Genomic DNA, 19,250 nt, shown 5'->3' on the forward strand with positions numbered 1-19,250 from the left:
TTTGTCCCGTCTCACTTAAGTGGCCCAATCTCACGACAAATAGACCATTAGGCCAATGGTTCTATCACCATAATCTGGAGGTTGACGTGACAACTGCAATTATTGGAATCGGCAACATCGGGTCCCGGGTCGCCCGCCATCTTGTTCTGGGAGGCGAGCCGGTCGTCTTGGCGGCCCGCGATCAATCCGCTACTGAATCGTTGGCCGCTGAGCTGGGCGCGTTGGCGAGTTCGGCGAGCGTCATCGATGCCGTGTCACAGGCTGACGCTGTCTTGATGGCCGTGTGGCTGGACACCGAGAAGGAACTCATTTCCCAATTGTCCGAGGCGCTCGTCGGCAAGGTGGTCATCGACCCGACCAACCCGATCGGGCCTGATGGCCGCGGCGGCTATACCACCACGCTGCCGGAGGGCCAATCAGCAGCCTCGATCGTGGCAAATCTGCTCCCTGACGGCGCGCACTTCGTGAAGGCCTTCGGCACGTTGGGCGCCGACGCGCTGGGTTCGGCAGCCAACCGGCCATCCGGCCGGGCAGTTCTGTTTTACGCAACCGACGACGACGCGGCGGCAGAAACGGCGGAGAGGCTCAATGGTGCCGCTGGATTTGATCCTGTCAAAGCCGGAGGAATCGAGGCGGCCGGCAGGCTCGAGCTGATGCGAGGCGACCTTCACCAGAATGGCGGGCTTGGTGGAAGGCTTTTGACCGCTGACGAGGCGCGTGCCGCCCTCTAGCGCAGTGAAGGCCCCCCGAGCTGCCGAAACGCATGATTGGAGGGCCTTCGTCTTGCGAAGGATCAGATGAAAACGGATAGCAGCAGCGTGAATCCGAATCCCACGACGGAAATTATGGTTTCCATGACCGACCAGGTCTTGATCGTTTGCCCTACTGTCAGCCCGAAGTATTCCTTGACCAGCCAGAAGCCGGCATCGTTGACATGGGAGAAGAACAGCGATCCGGCACCGATGGCGAGTACAACCAGCGCTAGCTGAGCCGGCGACAAGCCGGTTGCCAGGGGTGCGATGATGCCGGCCGCCGTCACCGTAGCAACAGTCGCCGAGCCGGTCGCGAGGCGAATCAGCACTGCGATGATCCACCCCAGCACGAGGGCCGACAGACTGGCAGCTACAGCGATCTTGGCGATCGCGGTTCCCGTACCGCCGTCGACGAGTACTTGCTTGAAGCCGCCGCCCGCGCCGACGATGAGCATGACCCCGACAATCGGCAACAGGCTCTCGCCGATCTTCTTCGTCAGGGTCGAGGCGGAGAAGCCTACCCTCGTACCGAAAGTCACCATTGCCAGAAGCACCGCAACGAGCAGCGCAAATACCGGATCGCCGATGAAGTCCAGCAAGGGCCGGAGCGCGGCGCTCTTGTCCATCCAAATGTCTGCCCCGGCTTTGATCAGCATGAGTACCAACGGCGACAGCAGGGTCACCAGGGTCCAGGCAAAGGAAGGGCTGCGCGTGGCCTGCGGATCCTGTGCCTTACCAACGGGCGCCTCGCCGCGTGAACTGGCGGCTTTTGCGCCAGGGCCTTGCGAGCTGTCCGGGTGGGTGCTCTCGCCAGCTCCAACTGTGACGGCCAGGCCTGCGCCCGCGGCTCCGATCGGCACGATCCGTGCGGCGAGACGGCCAAAGAGGGGACCCGCGATGATGACGGTTGGAATGGCTATTAGCAGGCCAAAGGCAAGAGTCACGCCGACATTGGCGTGCAGGATGCCGATCGCGGCCAACGGGCCCGGGTGCGGTGGGATGAACCCGTGGAGCACCGACAAGCCGGCCAGGGCCGGAATGCCAAGACGCATCGCCGGGCCCTTGGAACGGTGCACTGCGAGCATCACGACAGGTATGAGTAGCACGAGCCCGATCTCGAAAAACATGGGGATGCCGATGATGCCAGCGATGAGCGCCATCTTCCAAGGCAGCGTTGCAGGCCGGCCGTGGAGAAGTGTGTCCACGATCTTGTCCGCACCGCCGGAATCCGCCAACAGTTTGCCCAGCATCGCTCCCAATGCGATGAGCACGCCGACGTAGCCCAGCACGCCGCCGACGCCGTTTTCGTAGGACGTGGTCACCTTGTCCAAGGCGATGCCCGAGGCAATGCCGACGAAGAGGGCGCCGATGCTCAAGGCCAGGAAAGCATGCATCTTTGCCCAAACGATCAGCAAGACGACTATCGCGATGCCGATGGCCGCCACCACGAGTACTTGGGTGTCGTGGCCTGTCCACGGTTGATGCATCGCGTCCGTGGTGGCGTCGGTGGCGACCCCGGCGAAGGGCCTGTCGAGGATGGAGATTCCGTTCATGGTTCTCGTCCTGTTCCGCTCGGCCGCAGGCCGAACTGGTCCATGATTTGCTGGGCAATCACCGCTGGACCCGGACCAACGTCGATCCGGATTCCGGGCTCGCCGGGGGACAGTTCCTCAAGGTCCGCGAACTGACTCCCCAGCATACTGGCGGGCATGAAATGGCCATGGCGTTCGGCCAGCCGAGCGCTGATAGTCTCGGGCGTCCCGGACAGAAAAACGAAGACGACACCTGAACCCCGGCGATTAATGATGTTTCGGTAAGACCGTTTGAGCGCCGAACAAGTAAGGACGCCGTTTTCCCCATGATCCAGCCTCCGGTCGACCCACTCGGCAACCTTCTCCAGCCAGGGATATCTGTCCTCGTCCGTGAGCGGATGTCCCGCTGCCATCTTGTCGATGTTTGTTTGGGGATGCAAGGCATCGCCTTCTTCGAAGGGCCAGCCAAGCCGGCCCGCAAGGAGGGCCGCAACTGTGGACTTGCCGGAACCGGAAACGCCCATGACAACCAGCACAACCGGTTCGGCCAGAGGGGGCGCCGCCATGTCCAGGGGGTCCATGGAGCCCATCTTGGCAGCACGCGGGCCTCTGTGCCATAGCGAAGCGCAGCGGATTTCCCCGGGGCCAGGGCCTGAAATGGTTCCTTCAACCGCAGATAGGAAGCATGCTGATGATCTCCCCGTTCCTCTACAACGCGGTGTTCTTCACCTACGCACTTGTGCTGACAAAACTGCTGAACGTCCCCAGCGACGTCGCCCCATGGACGCTGGTTCCGATCGCCGTCGGCAATTTCCTTGGCCCCCTCGTCCTGGGCCGCTTCTTCGACAGCGTCGGGCGCCGCACGATGATCTCCGGCACTTACATCGCGTCGGGTGTCCTGCGTCTGCCGGCGCCAGTTCCGCCTACCTGACGGTGAGCGAAATCTTCCCTATGGAAACCCGGGCGATCGCCATCGCGTTCTTCTACGCCGTGGGCACTGGACTGGGTGGCATTATCGGCCCCATCCTGTTCGGTAGATTCGTTGGAAAGGGAATCCAGTCCGTGGCCTTCGGTTATGTCATCGGCGCCGTGTTGATGGTTGCCGCCGGGATCGTCGAGATCGTGTTCGGAGTTGAGGCTGCGAGACGGTCGCTGGAGGACATAGCTGCCCCGATCACTGCCCAGACCGAGGAAGTGCAGGCCTGACGACGGCTCAGTCCGAGCCCTTTCCGATCGCGGACAACAGCGGCAATTCTCGAACGGCAGCGGAGGCGGCAATCCAGCAAGCTGAAATCACGACGCCGAAGCTCGCGACGGCGAGTACGGCGCCGGTCGGAAGGAACAAGGCCAGAACGCCGGCCAGAGCTGCGCCGATCGGATCGATGCCCCACGTGAGGACCCTGCTGGCGGAAGAGAATCTACCGAGGGCTTCGTGGGGAATAAGAAGCTGTTTGAGTGTTTCCGTTCCGGTGATGTTGACCATCACGCAAGACGCCCAGAAACCGAGCGAAAGCCCGAGGAGAAGTACGTTCGCGACGACTTGTCCAGGCGTGAGTAAGAGCATGCCGAGCCCTGCGAGAGCTGGGAGCATGAAAGTTGCCATGAGTGCCCGGACAGGCCGAAACCTGTCCCACACCCAGGGTGCGACCATCATGGAGAGCAGGCCGACGATTCCACCGAGTGCTCCGGCGATTCCGATCTCGGCCGGTGTCATGGATCCAGTCCGCAGTGCATGCGTGACATAGACCGACTGGATCGCCGTGGTGAATAGGTTGAAATGGGCAATCGACAAGGTGACTGGCCACATCACGCGATCCCGGACGAGAATTGCGAATCCTGAACCCAACGACAAAAAATAATCCCTGAAAGTGAATGTCTCCGACGGCGCCTGCCGATCTTCCCGGATCCGGCCAATCGCCAGCGCTGACGCTATGTACGTGACCGCATCCGAAATAAAGAGGGCCACAGGTGAGAGTAGCTGCAGGAGTATTCCGGCCGTCGCTCCAGCACCAATGTCGCCAGCGGATCTGATTCCCGCGACCCAGGTGTTCGCCGTCGTCAGCTTGGAACGATTGGCGACGCTCGGGAGAAGGGCTGCAAAGGCGCTGTCGTAGAGCCCGGTCAGCCCCGACACCAGGAAAGCCGCAATAACGAGGGCGAGCAGTGACAGGTTTCCCGTGAGAAACAGAACTGCCATCGCGCCGAGGACCAGTGCTCGAAGTCCCGACATCAGGGACATGAACCGCGTCCTGCGCACCTTGTCGGTCCAGGGCCCCAGAAGGCCGAGAAAGACCACGGTTCCCAGTCCTGCTGCCGTGTTTATCCACGCAACGTCCGAGGCGGAAGAGTCAAGGAGCTGGAGCGCCACGATGGGAATCGCGAACAGGGTGAGCTGGCTTCCGAAGAACGATACCGCTTCGCTCCACCACAGCGTGCTGAAGTCGCGATCCCAGAGCTTCGTCTGGCTACGCGCTATTTGATCAGTCATTTGGAAGTCAGCGCTCCGACTTCAACCACATTCCGCCCAGCCAAGTGGAAGAGAACCTCCTTAAGCTCGTTGTCAACCCCAGAACTGAAGGTCACCCAGCGCTCAAGCTCTAGCCGCTCAAGCTGTGTCCCCACCGCCGAATTTCTCTGTCCGGGTTCGACACTACGGACATCGTGATACAAAAACAAACCGGTCGACCTGATTTTTACGACTATACGTGCTATCAGGTGCATCGCGTGCCCGATTGCGCCTGGCACACTTCCGCACGTTGCAAATGTTTGGCAATCGGTTGTCAACCCGGTGCATAGCTGACTAGACTCGAGGCGAACGCATGCCCGCGAACTACCGCTTGGCGCCATATGCTGCCGTGCGGGCGAACGGATCCAAAGGAGATTTCCGTGACTGAAACCAACGCCGTGTGGAGCCTGTCCGGTTTCGGCGACGAAATAGATCCCGATCCCGCGGTCCAGGCCGCCGTACTGCAGGCCCTCGGTGCCGGCCATATCGAAGTGCGCGGCGCGTGGGGCACCAATGTCTCGGAACTCGAGCCGGAAGAGGTCGAGCGGCTCAAGGCGATCCTGGACGAGAAGGGCCTGAAGGTTTCCGCGGTCGCGAGCCCCATCGGCAAGATTGACGTCAGCGTTCCCGTGGAACACGAGCTCGCCCGGATGCGCCAGATCATTTCGGTGGCCAAGAGCCTCGATACCAAATACATCCGCATCTTCTCCTTCTACCGGGCCGAAGGGCAGAGCCACGAGGACATCCGCGACTCAGTCATGGAGCGCCTGACCGCACTCACGAACGAGGCGGCCGCGTCCGGCGTCGTCCTCCTGCACGAAAACGAAAAAGGCATCTACGGCGACACGCCCGAGCGAGTCCTCGACATCATGGAGACCGTCGATTCACCCGCGCTGCGCGTTGCCTGGGACAGCGCCAACTTTGTCCAGGTGGGCGTCAAGCCGTACACGGAGGCTTATGCCGTACTGCGCCCCTACCTGGAGTACTTCCAGATCAAGGATGCAGTCGCCGGGACCGGTCAAGTAGTGCCTGCCGGTGAAGGCGACGGCGAACTGGACGCCACCATCGCCGCGCTCAGGGCCGACGGCTTTGGCGGCTTCGCATCGCTGGAACCGCACCTTGCAAGCACCCACGAACTGGGCGGATTCTCCGGTCCCGTCGCCTTCGGCACTGCGGCGCGTGCCTTTGCGGCACTCACCTCCAGGAACGGTGTTGCCCTCGCCTGAGGGCCTGTAGGTTCAAAGGAAAACATCTTTCGAGGGAGAAGAATGCCTACAGCAGCAGTCATCGGTTGCGGCGATGTATCGAGCGTGCACTTCGGAGCGATCGCCAAGATGGACGACGTTGAACTGGTGGCAGTCTGCGACACCGACGCCGGACGCCTCCAGGCGGCAACGGACGCGTACGGCGTGCCGGGGTACGCGGACTACCTGGAGATGCTCGAGGCGGTGAGGCCCGACGTCGTGCATATCTGCACTCCGCACCACCTGCATGCCTCGCTTGCCGCGGACTGCCTTGAGCGCGGCGTCAGCGTGATCGTCGAGAAGCCGCTCGCCCACACCCTCAAAGAGGGGCGCCGCCTGGTCGAGGCGGCCGAACGGAGCACGGCGAAGATTGCCGTATGTTTCCAGAACCGCTACAACGCGACGTCGCAGGCCATGCGGAGACTGCTCGACGACGGCAGGCTGGGTCAGGTTCTGGGCGCCTCGGCAACCGTGATGTGGCACCGGACGGCCGAGTACTACCGGGACAGGCCGTGGCGCGGGACCTGGGCTGAAGGAGGCGGCGGCCTCATGATGAACCAGGCCATCCACACGGTGGACTTGCTTCAGTGGCTGGTAGGGGACGTGACCAAGGTGGAGGGCCACGCGTCCACGCGCTCGCTGGGCGGCGTGATCGAGGTGGAGGATACGGCGGAATTCATCGCCGGGCACGCAAATGGTGCCACCAGCGTTTTCTACGCCACCTTGGCGAACGCCACCAACGCACCGGTGACGCTCGACATCGTGACCGAAAAGGCAATACTCAGCCTCCGGGGCGACCTTGTTGTCAGCTATGCCGACGGCACCGTGGAAACCATCGCGGAACGTGCCTTGGAATCGGGTGGGCGCGCGTATTGGGGCGTATCCCACGAACTCCTGATCAAGGACTTCTACGCCAAGCTCGGGGATCCTGCTCCGTTCTGGATCAGCCCCGCGAAAGCCGAAAAATCACTCAGGATCGTCAAAGACATCTATGCCCAGAGCTACCCGGAGATCTCCGGGCAGGTGGGCTAACCACGCGGCCCATGAGGGCCCGGAACCAACGGAGGACAAAGTGGCCAGAATTGGCGTGCAGGCAATGATGCTGAAGGGCAGCTTTGCCGAAGCGGGGGCGTTTGAAACGCTCCGCAAGGTCAGCGCGATCGGGTACAACGCCGTCGAGATCTCCCAGATCCCGATGACCCCGGAAAACGTGGCCGAACTGGACCGTTCGCGCAGCGAACTGGACATGGACATCGCGGCCCTTTCGGTCGCCATGGAGACGCCAAAGGGCATGCCCGGCGACTCCCTCAAGGACCACTTCGACAAGATCGTTGACGACACAAAGCGACTGGACACCCACCTCCTGCGGATTGGCATGATGCCGTTCCCGGCCATGAAGTCGATCGACGCCGTGGTGGACTTCGCGAAGCAAGCCAACGAATACGCCGAAAACCTCCGGGAACACGGCATCGGCCTGTACTACCACAACCACCACATCGAGTTCGCGAAGTTCGACGGCAAGTACATGCTGGACATCATTGCCGAAAACTCTCCGGCCATGGGCATGGAGATCGACGTGCACTGGGTGCAGCGCGGCGGACTGGACCCTGTCCGGACCCTGGCCAAATACACCGGACGCACTGCCATGGTGCATTTGAAGGACTACCGGATCGGTGAGTTGCCGGAGCAGGCCTTCGGGCTCCTGGAAACGGGGGACATCGGGGGCTTCATGGCCGAGTTCAAGAACGTGGTCCAGTTCGCCGAAGTGGGGGAAGGCAACCTTGACTTCCCGTCCATCATTCCCGCGGCCCAGGCTGCCGGCGCGGAGTACTTGCTCGTGGAGCAGGACGAGCTCTACGGCCGCACCGTGTGGGAAGCACTGCAGACTTCCCACGACAACCTGGTGGCCATGGGCCACGCAGACCTCTTCTAATCCCACAACAACGGAGATCCACTCATGAGCAAGAAAGTAGGCCTTGGCATCATCGGCCTGGGCCAGCAGGGCGGCACGTACGCCAAGTTCATCACTGACGGAATGGTCCCGAACATGGTGATCGGCGCTATCTGCGACACCGATCCTGCAAAGAAGGAACTGGCGGCCTCCCGGTACCCTGATACCCCTTTCTATGATGACTACATCGCCATGATTGAAAGCGGCGACGTCGATGCGATCGTCACGTGCGTACCCCACTACCTGCACCCGGAAATGGGTATCGAATCGCTCAAGCGCAATGTCCACGCCCTCGTGGAGAAGCCCGCCGGTGTCTACACCAAGCAGGTCAAGGAGCTCAACGAGTTCGCCGCCTCCAAGCCCGAGCTTTCCTTCGGCATCATGTTCAACCAGCGCAACAACCCGCTCTACAAGAAGCTCAAGGAGATCGTCGACAACGGCGAAATCGGCAGCATCCGCCGCACCAACTGGATCATCACCAACTGGTGGCGTCCGCAGGGCTACTACAACTCCAGCGAATGGCGCGCCACCTGGGGCGGCGAAGGCGGTGGTGTCCTGGTCAACCAGGCACCCCATCAGCTCGACCTGTGGCAATGGATCTGCGGCGTGCCCAAGTCCGTCTACTCCAAGGTGGCGTACGGATTCCGCCGGGACATCGCCGTCGAAGACGAGGTCACCGCCGTCGTGGACTACGGCAACGGCGCCACTGGCGTTTTCGTCACGGCGACGCACGACCTCGTGGGCACGGACCGCTTCGAGATCCTGGGCGACCAGGGCAAGATCGTGGTGGAAAACAGCAAGACCGCCACGGTCACCCGACTGGTCAAACCCGAGCGCGAGCTCAGCGACGGCATGGACATGGACGATGTCCGCCAGCTTTTCATGGGCGAATTGAAGGCCGAGGACTACTACACCAGCGAGGTCATCGAGTTCGAGTCGGCTTGGGGCGGACAGCACGCAGGCGTCCTGGAGAACTTCGCGGCCAACATCCTGGACGGCACTCCGTTGTTGGCGCCCGGCTCGGACGGCATCAAAGGCGTCCGCCTGGCCAACGCCATCCACTTGTCGAGTTGGACCGGCAGGGAAGTCTCCCTCGACTTCGACGAGGAGGAGTACATGCGCGAGCTCAACAAGCGCATCAGCGAAGAAGGCAAGTTCGCCGAGCGCTCGTAGATTAGCAGGGCACCTCAGCGCGCCTCAGCAGCGCACTCAAGCAGGGCACTCAAGCAGGGCACTCAAGCAGGGCACTTAAGCGGGGCGGTCGCCGGCCGAATGGTTGGCAACCGTCCTGCTTTTTGTTGCCATGCCAGATTACGATGGAGCCGTGACTGAATCGACGAATTCCGGAGCAGCAACTTTCCCCGCCAAACGTGGACGCGGGGAGAGATCCTCGCCCACCATCTACGACATCGCGAAGCTCGCGGGAGTCAACCCGTCCACGGTTTCGCGCGCGCTGAGCAAGCCGGGCAGGGTCAGTGCCAAGACCCAGAAGATCATCGAGGATGCCGCCGAGCAGCTGAACTACCAGGTGAACCCCTTCGCCCGGGCACTTCCCACCGGCCGTACCCAGACGATCGGACTGATCGTCGCGGATATCACCAACCCGACATTCTTCGACATTATCCGCGGTGCGGAAACCACGGGGTCCGCCCGGGACTACACCCTGGTGCTGGCCGAGTCCGCGGAGTCGCCTGAAACCGAACTCATTGCGGCCCGCAGGATGTTGAGTACGGTGGACGGCCTCATTCTGGCGAGCCCGCGCATGGACGATGAAAAGATCCGGGCCCTGGCCGCGGACAAACCGGTGGTCGTGATCAATCGTGAAATAGAGGGAGTGCCTTGCGTGGTCCCCGACGTCAACAAGGGGATCAGCCAGGCCGTGCGGAGCCTTGCCGCCAACGGCCACCAGCAGCTCGCTTACGTTGCAGGGCCGCCGCAGTCCTGGATGTCCCGCCGCCGTTGGGAAGGCGTCGAAGCTGCCTGCGATTGGTACAAGTTGGGGGCGGTCCGCCTGGAATCGTCCAAGCCAACCGTCGACGGCGGCCGCCAAGTAGCGCGCGACGTCCTGGCGAGCGGTGCGACGGCGGTGATCACCTACAACGATCTCCTCGCCATTGGCCTCATGCAGGAGCTTCAGGCCGCCGGCGTGCACGTTCCGGACCAGATCAGCATTGTGGGCTTCGACGACATCTTCGGGGCAGACTTCACGACGCCGGCGCTCACCACTGTGAGGTCGCCGCTGGGGGAGTGCGGTTCCCGCGCCGCCGGCCTGCTGCTGGACATGTTGCTCGGCAATGAGGGGCCCGAGGGAGCCGTTCGCGTGGACACGGAGCTCGTGGTTCGCGGCTCCAGCGGACGGCTGATCGCTTAGGTTCAAGCGATCTTTGGGAGCAGCTGCAACGGGATGGCAATAGTTGGCAACCGGTTGACAGATTGGTTCTTCCGGCCGAAAATTGAGCTATGTCACAGTCGATCGCAGCCAATCCTGACCGGCTCCTGCCCGCGGATCCCGGGACGCGCAGCATTGCGCGCTCCCTTTTGGAGCGTGTCCAGGACCTGCCCATCATCTCTCCGCACGGCCACGTTGACGCCGCCGTCATCGAGCACAACACCCCGTTCCCTGATCCGGCCGCGCTCCTGGTCAGCCCGGACCATTACGTCACCCGGCTGATCCATGCCAGCGGAGTCCCCATGGGCAAGCTGCTCTCGGGAAGCGCCAACGCTTCCGAATCGCGTGAGATCTGGCGGACTTTCGTCCAGGCCTGGCCCCTCTTCGAGGGCACGGCCTCCGGGTACTGGCTGCGCACGCAGTTCGGGAGCGTGTTCAAGCTCGGCGCGGACCTTGGCGAGATGTCTGCCGATGCCAGCTATGACACCATTGCCGCCAAGCTCGGCGAGCCAGACTTCCGGCCCCGCCAGCTCTTCAAGGACTTCAACATCGAGGTCCTGGCCACCACGGACGATCCCTTGGATAGCCTGGCCAGCCACAAGGCGATCGCTGAGGACCCCTCCTTCAACGGCCGTGTGCTGCCGACCTTCCGTCCGGATGCCTACCTGAACATCGCGCACCCGGCGTGGAGTGCCAACGTTGAGCGGCTTGTCGATTCCGCCGCCGAGGGCGCTACCGGCTACACCGGCTACATCAAGGCCCTGGAAAACCGCCGTCGCTATTTCGTGGACCATGGCGCGGTCTCCGCGGACCACGGCGTCCTCACCCCGGCAACACTCAAGCTGGACCGGGCCGAAGCCGAACGGATCTTCGAGCTTGCGCGTGCCGGCAATGCCACTGCCGAGGACCGCAACACCTTCGAAGCCCACATGATGTACCAGATGGCCCGGATGTCCGTCGAAGACGGCCTGGTCATGACCATCCACCCGGGTTCCTTCCGCAACCACCACCAGCCCACCTTCGAGGCCTACGGCGCGGACACAGGACACGACATCCCGTTCGCCACCAACTACACCGAGGCCATCCGGCCCCTGCTCCAGGACTTCGGCACGGCCAAAGACTTCCACTTGGTGCTGTTCACCCTGGACGAGACCGTGTTCTCGCGCGAACTGGCGCCGCTGGCAGGGTTCTACCCCGCGGTGTACCTCGGCGCTCCGTGGTGGTTCCTCGATGCGCCGGACGCCATGCTCCGCTTTCGCTCCGCCGTCACGGAGACCACCGGCTTCTCCCGGTCCTCGGGCTTCATCGACGACACCCGCGCGTTCTGCTCGATCCCGGCCCGGCACGACGCCTCCCGCCGGATCGAAGCTTCCTTCCTCGCCCGTCTCGTGGCCGAGCATCGTGTCAGCGAAGACCGCGCCCACGAAATCATCGTCGACGTCGTCGACGCCTCACCCCGAAGGGTCTTCAAACTGTGAGCAACGAACCCGGGCAACCCGCGGACCTTCCCCGCTTGAGCCGTGCCATCAGGCCCATCGGCAAAGCCCCGGTGCGCATTGTGCACATGGGACTGGGGGCCTTCCACCGATCCCATCAGGCGTGGTACACCCAGCATGCCGGCGACGCGGCAGAGTGGGGCATCGCCTCCTTCACCGGCCGCCGCCCGGATGCCGCAGAGGTCCTGGCCGCCCAAGACGGCCTGTACACCGTGGTCGAGCGTTCGGACGCCGGTGATTCCTTCGAAGTCATCGGCAGCATTGTCGAGGCCATTGACGGTGCCGACGTCGAGCGTTTTGTCGCACTTGTCGCCGCGCCGCTGACGTCGCTCATCACGCTCACCATCACCGAAGCCGCCTACCGGCTTGGCGCCGACGGCAAGCTGGACAGCCAGGCGCCCGACGTCGTCGCGGACCTCGCCGTGCTCGCTGACGGTTCTGCTTCCGGCAGGCCGACGACGCCGCTGGGCCGCCTCGTGCTCGGCCTCGCCGCCCGCCGCGACGCCGACGCCGGGCCACTCGCCGTCGTCTGCTGCGACAACCTCTCCAACAACGGGACCGTCGCCAGGAGCGCCGTGATGGGGATGGCCAAGGCGTTCGACGCCGGCCTCGCCGCCTGGATCGACGCCAACGTCAGTTTCGTCAGTACTTCCGTTGACCGCATCACGCCGCGTACCACGGACGCCGATATCGACGCCGTCGCTGCCGCCTGCGGATACCGTGACGAATCGCCCGTCGTCGCCGAGCCCTTCCGCAACTGGGTCCTCAGCGGGGACTTCCCCGCGGGACGACCGCATTGGGAAGACGCGGGCGCCGTCTTCGTGGACGAGATCGAGCCGTACGAGAACCGCAAGCTGTGGCTCCTCAACGGCGCCCACTCGCTCCTCGCCTATGCCGGCCAGCTGCGCGGACACAAGACAGTGGCCGAAGCCCTTGCTGACGATTTCTGCCGCCGAGCAGTGGAGGAATTTTGGGACGAGGCCGCCTCCAGCCTGCATGGAGGGGACCTGCGCATCCCCGAGTACCGGGCTGCCCTCCTGGAACGCTTCGGGAACTCCCGGATCGCCCACCACCTGGCCCAGATAGCTATGGACGGCAGCACGAAGCTGCGTATGCGGGCGCTGCCTGTGCTCCGCGCCGAGCGCGGCGCCGGCCGCAGCGGCCAAGCGGCTGCGCGGATGATCGCGGCTTGGACTGCTTACACTGACACGGCAACAGGACTCCAGGACCCGCAGGCGGCAGGCATCGCCGCCGCGAACGCGCTTTCGGGCCGTGCCCGGCTCGAGGCCCTGCTCGGCCTCGTGGATCCGGACTTGGTTGCCGACCCGGCGATCGTGGACCTCGTTGAGGGCATGGCCGAGACCTTCGCAGGTGTCGGCAACCCCAGCTAATCCGACAGGTACTTTCGACGGCGCCCGTTGCCTTCCACGTGAAGGCGACGGGCGCCGTCGTGTGGGCCCGCATATCTGAGCGAGCGTTTGGCGCAACAGGTAATGAATGACTCACAACCAGCTTGACGATGAGGGCACTCGCTATATGTGAGCGAGCGTTTGGAAGGACCGACGCTCGCTCACGTTTGGCGGTCTTTTCGCCGACGCCCGCTCACATATACGGCATTTCTCGCCGACGCTCGCTCACGTTTGGCGGTCTTTTCGCCGACGCCCGCTCAGACGTATGGCAGTTTCCTCGAACGCCCGCTCACATATATGGCAGTTTCCTCGAACGCCCGCTCACATCTTCTGGGCGACGTTGAATCCGCCCTGAAGGGGAACGGTTCATGGAAACATTTGGCAACCGCTTGCCGAATGGTTGCCAGAGTGATTAGAATTACATCAAGCTTCAACAATTTCAGGCCTGGTTCGGCCGAAGCCTTTCCATCATCGCAAGCCGGAACATGGGGTACTGGCAAGGGTAAAGGAGCCCGCAATGCACAAGCTCAGCAAACTCAGCATCCTAGGCTATGGGGCTGGCGACGCCGCCAACAACCTTGCCTTCACTACTGCCACCATGTTCCTGCTCGTCTACTACACCGACGTCGCGGGCATATCCGCGGCGGCCGCCGGGACCCTGTTGCTTACTGTCAGGATCTTCGACGCTTTCGCCGATGTCTTTGCTGGACGGTTGGTTGACCGCGCCTACAGCAAGCGCTTCGGAAAATTCCGCCCATTCATCATGTTCGGCTCCATTCCGTTGCTGCTCCTGAGTGTCGCGGCCTTCTCCATTCCGCAGGTCGGCGAAACGGGGATGTTGCTCTACGCCTACGTGACATACGCGGCGCTGGGCCTGGCCTACTCGCTGGTCAACATCCCGTACGGCTCGCTGGCCGGCGCGATGACCCAAGAACCGGGGGAGCGAGCAAAGCTGGGCTCTGCCCGCATGGTCGGCGCCCTCTTGGTAAGTTCCGCGTTGGGCATTTTCGTAGCTCCGCTGATCAAGCCGGGCGCCAACCTGCAGTCCACGTTCACCATCATCACCCTGGTCTTCGTCGTGATTGGCGCAGCCCTGTACTTCTTCACCTTCCTGACCGCCAAGGAGCGGGTCCACCGGGCGGTGCCCAAGGTTTCGTTCAAGCAAAGCATGGCGACGCTCAAAACAAACCGCCCCTTGCTCATGCTGTGCCTGAGCTCCTTCCTCTTCTTGACCGGCTACATGGCCCTGTCTTCGGTGCAGCTGTACTACTTGCGTGACGTCCTCGGCCGGCTGGATCTCTACGCAGTCCTCTCCGTCGTTCAATTGGCGGTGACCTTTGCCCTCGCTCCGCTCATGCCGAGATTGGTCCGAAACTTCGGCAAGAAGACCATCTACGTGGCCGCCGGGTTCCTCGCCATCATCGGTGGCGCAATCGTCTTTTTCGCTCCGGCCTCCATGGTCTGGATCGGGTTCTCCGGTCTGCTCCTGAGCATGCTTGGCGTCATGGCCGTCAACATCGTCGTGTGGGCCCTGGAAGCCGACACGGTGGAATACGGCGAATGGAAGACCGGTGTCCGGACTGAAGGCATCACGTATGCCCTGTTCTCCTTCACCCGCAAGACGGGCCAGGCCGTCGGTGGCGCCCTTGCCGCATACGCACTCGCGGCCGGCGGCTACAAGTCCGGCACCACGCACACCGCCGAATCGCTGCAGACTATCCAGTTTGCCGCAGGTGCGCTGCCCGCCATCATGACCGTCCTCGCAATTGTTGTCATGGCCAAGTACAAGCTGACCGACGCGCTCCATGCCCAGATCCTGGGCGAAATCAAGGCCCGTCGAGCCCTGGAAACATCTGCCGCGGAGCCATTGGGCGGGGAACGCGCCGTCTCGACTCCCACTGTGAGGGCCACCTTGGAAATCGCCGGGGAAACCGCCGGACCAGAAAAAATCTCCGCGAAATAATACTGCAACCGGTTGCCAATAATTGTCATCCATCCTAAGATCGTCTTTACCCGCCCTGTGGTGTACGTCGCATCCGGGCCAGGCCAGCCCTCGATCAGCAACCCTGAAAGGACCAGCTGTGAAAATCATTGCTGCTGAAGTCTTCGTGACCAGCCCTACCCGGAACTTCGTGACTTTGCGGATCACCACCGAGGACGGCGTGACCGGCATCGGCGACGCGACCCTGAACGGCCGTGAACTCGCCGTGGCCGCGTACCTGAAGGAACACGTTGCGCAGCTACTGATCGGCAAGGACCCGCACCGCATCGAGGACACGTGGCAGTTCCTTTACCGCAGCTCGTACTGGCGCCGCGGCCCGGTCACCATGGCGGCGATCGCCGCCGTCGACATGGCCCTGTGGGACATCAAGGGAAAGGTGGCCGGACTGCCGGTCTACCAACTCCTGGGCGGCGCCTCCCGAAACGGGCTCCGCGCGTACGGCCACGCCTCGGGCGCGGACATTCCCTCCTTGTTCGACTCGGTCCGGGAGCACCTGGAGCTCGGTTACAAGTCCATCCGTATTCAGACCGCCATCCCGGGCATCAAGGCCGTCTACGGCGTCGCCGCCCAAGCACAGGCCTCCGGGGAACGCTACGACTACGAACCCGCCGGCCGCGGCGCGTTCCCGCAGGAAGAGGACTGGGACACCCGCGCCTACCTGCGCCACCTGCCCACCGTCTTCGAAGCGGTCCGCAACGAATTCGGCCCGGAAATCCCGCTCCTGCACGATGGCCACCACCGCATGACCCCCATCCAGGCAGCCAAGCTCGGCAAGGCCCTGGAACCGTACGACCTGTTCTGGCTCGAAGACTGCACTCCGGCCGAAAACCAGGAAGGACTGCGTCTGGTCCGCCAGCACACCACCACGCCGCTGGCCATCGGTGAAATCTTCAACACCGTCTATGACTTCCAGACCCTCATCAAGGAACAGCTGATCGACTACGTCCGGGCCGCGTCCACCCACTTCGGCGGGATCTCCCCGCTGAAGAAGGTCATGGACTTCGCCGCGCAGTACCAGATCAAGTCCGGCTTCCACGGCCCCACCGACATTTCCCCTGTCGGTTTCGCCGCGCAGTTGCACGTGGGCCTGGCCATCCACAACTACGGCATCCAGGAATACATGCAGCACTCCGACAAGACCAACACCGTCTTCGAGCAGTCCATGACCTTCACCGACGGCTATCTGCACCCCGGCGACAAGCCGGGCCTGGGCGTCGAGTTCAACGAAGAAGCCGCCAACTCCTTCCCGTACCAGCAGGCCTACCTGCCGTACAACCGCCTCGTGGACGGCACGGTTCATGACTGGTAGGAACGGGGCCATGACCGGTGACCTGAACACTGAAGCAGAAACGCCGCGCCGCATTGTGGTGATGGGCGTCTCCGGCTGCGGCAAGACCACCATCGGGGACCTCGTTGCCCGGGAACTCGGAGTTCCGTTCCTCGACGGCGATTCACTCCACCCGGTGGAAAACGTCGCCAAAATGGCTGCCGGAACCCCGCTGACTGACGAAGACCGCTGGCCGTGGCTTGCGACGGTGGGCACTGAACTCGCCAACGCCGGAGACGGCGGTCTGGTTCTCGCGTGCTCCGCCCTCCGGCGCAGCTACCGTGACGCCATTCGTGAGAAAGCCCCGGACACCGTCTTCCTGCACCTGCACGGCAGCAAAGAGGTGCTGAGGGAACGGACAGAAGGGCGTTCCGGCCACTTCATGCCGCCCGCCCTCCTTGATTCGCAGCTCGCCACCCTGGAACCGCTCGACGCCGACGAGGCCGGGTTCGTCGTCGACATCGCCGTCCCGGTCAGCGAGGTTGTCTCGGAGGCGTTGGCGAGGATTGCCGCCGTCGCGGGCTCCAAAGCTCCGGCAGCCGACAGCGCCGGTACCGCGGGCACACAGGCGCGCCAGTTCGACGTCGACCTCCAGTCGGCGCCGTTCAACCTCGACGACGACGCCATTGCGTGGGTGGACTCCACCATCCGGGGCATGAGCCTCGAGGAAAAAATCGGGCAGCTCTTCATCAACCACAACAACGATTACTCGCCCGAGTACCTCGACGGCGTGCTGGAGAACTATCACGTTGGCGGGATGCGGTACAGGCCGGGTCCGTCCGCGGCTGTCCAGCAACACATCCGTTATGCCCAGTCCAAAACGCGCATCCCCCTTTTGGTGGCCTCCAACCCGGAAATGGGAGGAGCCGGAAGCTGCGACGACGGAACTTTTGTGTCGACCCACCTGCAGGCCGGTTCCCACCCGGATAAGTCCATCGCCAGGAAAATGGGCCAGGTGGCCGGTGTTGAAACCGCGGCATTGGGCTGCAACTGGGCCTTCGCGCCGATCGTGGACATCCACTACAACTGGCGCAACACGGTCATTTCCACCCGGGCCTTCGGCAACACACCGGAAATCGTGGTGGAGCGCGCCAAGGAGTACTTCGACGGCATCAGCGAATCGCCCACTGTCTGTGCCATCAAGCATTTCCCGGGCGACGGTGTGGACGAACGCGACCAGCATGTGGTCACTTCGTACAACACGCTCGGGTATGCGAAATGGAATTCCAGCTATGGGCATGTGTACCGGGAAATGATCGGCCACGGGGTCCAATCCGTCATGGTCGGACACATCGGGGCGCCGGAGCTCACGCGGCATTTCCGTCCGGGGACGGACGACAGGGACATCCTGCCCGCCACCCTCGCTCCTGAGCTTCTCCAGGACTTGCTCCGTGGCGAGCTCGGCTTCAACGGGCTGATCCTCACTGATGCATCCCAAATGGTCGGCCTCACCCAGGCCATGAAGCGCAAGGACCTTGTTCCGGCCACCATCGCTGCCGGTTGCGACATGTTCCTGTTCTTCCGCAACCCGGCGGAGGACTTCCAGTACATGATGGACGGCTACAAATCCGGCGTCATCACCGAGCAGCGCCTACACGACGCGCTGCGCCGGATTCTGGGGTTGAAGGCCAGCCTGGGGCTGCACAACAAGTTGCGGGAAGAATTGACTCCGCAGCCCGAGGCGCTCCGGCTGATCGGCAGCGAAGCCCACCTCGCCGTCGCCGCCGAAATCGCCGACAAGACCGTCACACTGGTCAAGGACACTGCCGGCAACCTGCCCATCACGCCGGAAACGCATCAGCGCATCCGCCTGTATGGCATCTCCGGCGGTTCCGATTTCACCCGAGCGGATCCGCTGGCCTACCTGGATACGGTCAGGGAGGAACTGGAAAGCGCCGGTTTCGAAGTCCACGTCTTCAAGACCGCGGAGCAGCGCGAAGCTGCAGGGGAGTCCGGGGTGAACTTCATGAGCGTCATCTCTGACGAGGCTACGGGTGACTATGCGGATAAGTACGATGCCGCGTTCGTCTTCGCCAACGTCAAGGGCTTCGCCCAAGAGGCTGCGATCCGCATCAAGTGGTCCAGCCCTATGGCGGCGGAAATCCCTTGGTACGTCACGGAAGTCCCCACGGTGTTCGTCTCGCTGAACCAGCCGAACCACTTGATCGACGTGCCGATGGTCAAGACGGCCATCAACGCCCATGCCGGGACTCGCGAGGCCGTCCGGTCGACCATCCAGAAAATCCAGGGCAAGTCCGGGTTCCAGGGAACGTTCAACGAGAACGTGTTCTGCGATTCGTTCGACACCCGGCTTTAGGCCGGCTTTAGGCTGTGGCGCCACTTCCCAGCGGCATGGGAAGTGGCCGCCGCACGCGCGGTGCCCGAAATGACGGGGTAAGGAGTCCGAATCTCCTGACCTCCATATTGTCGATGCCTCGCAGTAGTATTCGGGCATGCCTGACCAGCCCGAATATCCCGCGCCGTTGAATTCAGTCGGCGCCCCGCCTCCGCGGCAAACGGAACCACTGTCAACCGTTTCAAGGGTGCCCGTTATCGCCAAGCTTGTTTGGCCGAAGTACCTTCAATATGTTCCGGCCATGGTCACCCGGACGTCGGAGGGCAAGGTCCTAGTGCAATGGTGG

The 19,250-nt window shown here is 63.0% G+C and carries 16 protein-coding genes; 13 read left to right on the plus strand and 3 right to left on the minus strand.

Annotated elements, in window-relative coordinates; all coding sequences use genetic code 11:
• Positions 1-86: 86 nt before the first annotated feature.
• Positions 87-731, plus strand: a complete 645-nt coding sequence (locus AB4Z38_RS00370; RefSeq protein ID WP_441427876.1) for an NADPH-dependent F420 reductase — start codon at positions 87-89, stop codon at positions 729-731.
• A gap of 62 nt (positions 732-793) precedes the next feature.
• Here AB4Z38_RS00370 and AB4Z38_RS00375 read toward each other — a convergent pair whose 3' ends face one another.
• The gene (locus AB4Z38_RS00375) at positions 794-2,305 is read right to left on the minus strand and encodes a GntT/GntP/DsdX family permease (RefSeq protein ID WP_441427877.1); all 1,512 of its coding nucleotides are present in this window, start codon (positions 2,303-2,305) and stop codon (positions 794-796) included.
• Positions 2,302-2,865 carry a gluconokinase gene (locus AB4Z38_RS00380; protein ID WP_441427878.1) on the minus strand — a complete coding sequence of 188 codons (564 nt, stop codon included), beginning with the start codon at positions 2,863-2,865 and terminating at the stop codon, positions 2,302-2,304. The genes AB4Z38_RS00375 and AB4Z38_RS00380 overlap by 4 nt, the downstream gene beginning before the upstream one ends.
• Before the next feature lie 110 nt (positions 2,866-2,975).
• Between AB4Z38_RS00380 and AB4Z38_RS00385 the strand changes: the two genes are divergently transcribed.
• Complete coding sequence (locus AB4Z38_RS00385; RefSeq protein WP_441427879.1) at positions 2,976-3,215, plus strand: hypothetical protein; 240 nt, start codon at positions 2,976-2,978, stop codon at positions 3,213-3,215.
• Between the two features lie 20 nt (positions 3,216-3,235).
• Entirely contained in the window at positions 3,236-3,490 is a 255-nt protein-coding gene (locus AB4Z38_RS00390) for a hypothetical protein (RefSeq protein ID WP_441427880.1), read from the plus strand.
• 7 nt (positions 3,491-3,497) lie between these two features.
• On the opposite strand, the gene AB4Z38_RS00395 is transcribed toward AB4Z38_RS00390, so the two are convergent.
• Positions 3,498-4,772 carry an MFS transporter gene (locus AB4Z38_RS00395; RefSeq protein ID WP_441427881.1) on the minus strand — a complete coding sequence of 425 codons (1,275 nt, stop codon included), beginning with the start codon at positions 4,770-4,772 and terminating at the stop codon, positions 3,498-3,500.
• A gap of 359 nt (positions 4,773-5,131) precedes the next feature.
• Between AB4Z38_RS00395 and AB4Z38_RS00400 the strand changes: the two genes are divergently transcribed.
• The 10 genes from AB4Z38_RS00400 to AB4Z38_RS00445 all read left to right on the plus strand — a co-directional run bounded on the left by AB4Z38_RS00400 (position 5,132) and on the right by AB4Z38_RS00445 (position 18,925).
• The gene (locus AB4Z38_RS00400) at positions 5,132-6,016 is read left to right on the plus strand and encodes a sugar phosphate isomerase/epimerase family protein (RefSeq protein WP_441427882.1); all 885 of its coding nucleotides are present in this window, start codon (positions 5,132-5,134) and stop codon (positions 6,014-6,016) included.
• 42 nt (positions 6,017-6,058) lie between these two features.
• Positions 6,059-7,066 carry a Gfo/Idh/MocA family protein gene (locus AB4Z38_RS00405; protein ID WP_441427883.1) on the plus strand — a complete coding sequence of 336 codons (1,008 nt, stop codon included), beginning with the start codon at positions 6,059-6,061 and terminating at the stop codon, positions 7,064-7,066.
• A gap of 40 nt (positions 7,067-7,106) precedes the next feature.
• The gene (locus AB4Z38_RS00410) at positions 7,107-7,967 is read left to right on the plus strand and encodes a sugar phosphate isomerase/epimerase family protein (protein WP_441427884.1); all 861 of its coding nucleotides are present in this window, start codon (positions 7,107-7,109) and stop codon (positions 7,965-7,967) included.
• Between the two features lie 24 nt (positions 7,968-7,991).
• Positions 7,992-9,158, plus strand: coding sequence for a Gfo/Idh/MocA family protein (locus AB4Z38_RS00415; protein ID WP_441427885.1), 1,167 nt, complete (start codon positions 7,992-7,994; stop codon positions 9,156-9,158).
• Positions 9,159-9,309: 151 nt separating this feature from the next.
• On the plus strand, positions 9,310-10,356 hold the full coding sequence (locus AB4Z38_RS00420) for a LacI family DNA-binding transcriptional regulator (RefSeq protein WP_441427886.1): 1,047 nt from the start codon (positions 9,310-9,312) through the stop codon (positions 10,354-10,356).
• Positions 10,357-10,445: 89 nt separating this feature from the next.
• Positions 10,446-11,852, plus strand: a complete 1,407-nt coding sequence (gene uxaC, locus AB4Z38_RS00425) for a glucuronate isomerase (protein ID WP_441427887.1) — start codon at positions 10,446-10,448, stop codon at positions 11,850-11,852.
• An 86-nt stretch (positions 11,853-11,938) separates the two neighbouring features.
• Positions 11,939-13,261, plus strand: coding sequence for a mannitol dehydrogenase family protein (locus AB4Z38_RS00430; protein WP_441428060.1), 1,323 nt, complete (start codon positions 11,939-11,941; stop codon positions 13,259-13,261).
• 535 nt (positions 13,262-13,796) lie between these two features.
• Positions 13,797-15,242: a glucuronide transporter gene (uidB, locus tag AB4Z38_RS00435; RefSeq protein WP_441427888.1), complete on the plus strand. Its 1,446-nt coding sequence runs from the start codon at positions 13,797-13,799 to the stop codon at positions 15,240-15,242.
• A gap of 118 nt (positions 15,243-15,360) precedes the next feature.
• The gene (gene manD / locus AB4Z38_RS00440; protein ID WP_059387443.1) at positions 15,361-16,590 is read left to right on the plus strand and encodes a D-mannonate dehydratase ManD; all 1,230 of its coding nucleotides are present in this window, start codon (positions 15,361-15,363) and stop codon (positions 16,588-16,590) included.
• A gap of 10 nt (positions 16,591-16,600) precedes the next feature.
• A complete protein-coding gene (locus AB4Z38_RS00445; protein WP_441427889.1) occupies positions 16,601-18,925 on the plus strand; it encodes a gluconokinase, GntK/IdnK-type in 2,325 nt (774 codons plus the stop codon).
• The last annotated feature ends 325 nt before the right edge of the window (positions 18,926-19,250 follow it).

This window comes from Arthrobacter sp. 2RAF6 (assembly GCF_052115205.1).
Taxonomy (GTDB): domain Bacteria; phylum Actinomycetota; class Actinomycetes; order Actinomycetales; family Micrococcaceae; genus Arthrobacter.